The organism is Streptomyces guryensis (assembly GCF_021261325.1).
Classification (GTDB): domain Bacteria; phylum Actinomycetota; class Actinomycetes; order Streptomycetales; family Streptomycetaceae; genus Streptomyces; species Streptomyces guryensis.
Map to the genome: position 1 here is coordinate 1 of NZ_JAJSBI010000070.1, position 1,949 is coordinate 1,949.

The following is a 1,949-nucleotide window of genomic DNA, read 5'->3' on the forward strand; positions in this document are numbered from 1 at the left end:
TACCTCGATCAGCGTTGGCAGGAAGGCTGCACCAACGCCTGGAAACTGTGGGAGGAGAGCAGGGAACAGGGCTATCCCCGCGGTTACGCCAGTGTCCGTGCCTACGTCAGCAGGACGCTTCGCGGCAAACCCCAACCGGTCGGCCCCCGCCCACCGTCAGCCCGGGCCGTTACGCGCTGGATCCTCACCCACCCCGACGCCCTACCCGAAGGCGACCGACTCCAGCTCAAAGCCGTCCTGGCCAATTGCCCCGAGCTGACGGCACTTGCCAAGCACGTGCGCTCCTTCGGGCACATGGTCGCTCACCTCCAAGGTGACCAGTTGCCGACCTGGATCGAAGCAGCTACCTCCACCACCGAACTGACCAGCCTCCGGAGCTTCGCCCAACACCTCGAACGCGACCTCGAGCCGTCACCGCGGGACTCACACTGCCCTGGAACTCCGGCGTCGTGGAGGGTCATGTCAACCGGATCAAGATGCTCAAGCGCCAGATGTTCGGCCGCGCAGGATTCGATCTCCTGCGCAAACGAGTCCTGTTGGCGTAACCGAGAGTCACGCGACCACACCAAGTGGACCAGAGCCCGCTCTCGCGCACAAAGCCAGGCGTCGGCCCCCACGAGTTCTGAGACCCCGGCACTTCCCCCGAACGTGTGTTTTCCGACATGGCCGAAGGGCAACCTCCCTGGGAGCATCGGTGATCCATCGAACGGACGGGGGGAAGCGGAATGACCACTGCGCACAGACGGGTTCGGCTCAGGGTGGGGCTCGTTGCGGCCGTGCTGTCGCTCGCCGGCTGCTCGGGCGGGGGTGACGACGACGCCGGGGCCGGCTCGTCCGCGAGCGCGACCGTGACCGCGGCGGACCCGCTCGGTACCCCCTCGGCCGCCTCGCCCAGCCCGGCGGTCTCCCCGTCGGACGTGTATCCGACGAACGCGGACGGCTGCCATCCGAACGCGAAGTGGAGCACGGCGAAGGCGGTGGACTGGGTCAACTGGGGACAGATAGGTCAGCCCGCACTGGCCGCGGGAGAGGTCCGTTTCGGCAAGTCCAGGCCCGGTTTCGACGGGCCCCTGTGTGCCAAGGTCACCGTCCAGGTCGAGTACTGACGGATCAACTACCGGCCGTCCTCCGCCACTTCGGCCGCCGAGCCCCTGGCGAGGGAGGTGAACTACGACTTCGCCATGAAGTCCCTGAAGCGCAGCGAACTGCATATCGACGGCCGTGCGGTCCACGACGTGAAGCCGCCGAAGGGCTTCGCCTCGACCAAGTCCAGCCCCTGCGACGGCTTCCTGGAGACGATCTACGTCGGCACTCCGCTCAAGTCCCGCGAACTGCCGACCAAGATCGACACGGGTAACTCGATCCTCGGCGACACCGTCACCTTCCCCACCAAGCGCGTGGTCGACTACCACGTGTTCGCGCCCTCCGGGCCCCAACTCTGCGACGACAACGGCTTCCCCACGGCGTCCCCCGCCCCGTCCGGGTACCCGTCCTCCGGCTTCGGCCTGTCCACACCGTCCCTCCCTGATTTCCAAATCACCCCGAAGAGCTGAAGAGCTGACGACCGGGAAGGGACCACGGGAAGGGACTGCGGGAAGGGACTGCGGGAAGGGACTGCCCCAGCACGCGCGCCGGCGCGAAGCCGTCGTGCCCCTTGCTGCCCACCGTGTGGAGTGCGGTGCCGGCCAACCTTGGGTGGCTGCCGATCAGTTCGATCGCCGCGCGGCTGCCCAGCACGTCCGGCGCGGTGCTGTCCGCGTCGGCGACCCGGCCCTGCCGTACGACGTTGTCCGCCACGATCAGGCTGCCCGCGCGGGTTCGCGGCCACCGTGAGTTGCCATGCCTGCGGCTTCGGGCGGTCTTTGACGCGACCCCAGGAACGCAGCGCCTCATCCATGATTGTCTGGGCCGCCTCTTCCAGCACGTCGTTGCGGGCACCGCGAGCGATG

Annotated in this window: 2 protein-coding genes and 2 pseudogenes; 3 read left to right on the forward strand and 1 reads right to left on the reverse strand. The window is 67.8% G+C overall.

The features are described from left to right. The 3 genes and pseudogenes from LJ657_RS47965 to LJ657_RS47975 all read left to right on the forward strand — a co-directional run. Positions 1-545: pseudogene (locus LJ657_RS47965) on the forward strand (ISL3 family transposase); the annotation flags it as partial. Between the two features lie 180 nt (positions 546-725). Beyond that, positions 726-1,106, forward strand: a complete 381-nt coding sequence (locus tag LJ657_RS47970) for a hypothetical protein (RefSeq protein WP_232656077.1) — start codon at positions 726-728, stop codon at positions 1,104-1,106. A gap of 75 nt (positions 1,107-1,181) precedes the next feature. Then, the gene (locus LJ657_RS47975) at positions 1,182-1,553 is read left to right on the forward strand and encodes a hypothetical protein (protein ID WP_232656078.1); all 372 of its coding nucleotides are present in this window, start codon (positions 1,182-1,184) and stop codon (positions 1,551-1,553) included. 67 nt (positions 1,554-1,620) lie between these two features. Here the strand turns inward: LJ657_RS47975 and LJ657_RS47980 are convergent. After that, positions 1,621-1,818, reverse strand: a pseudogene (locus LJ657_RS47980) (methyltransferase); the annotation flags it as partial. Between the last annotated feature and the right edge of the window lie 131 nt (positions 1,819-1,949).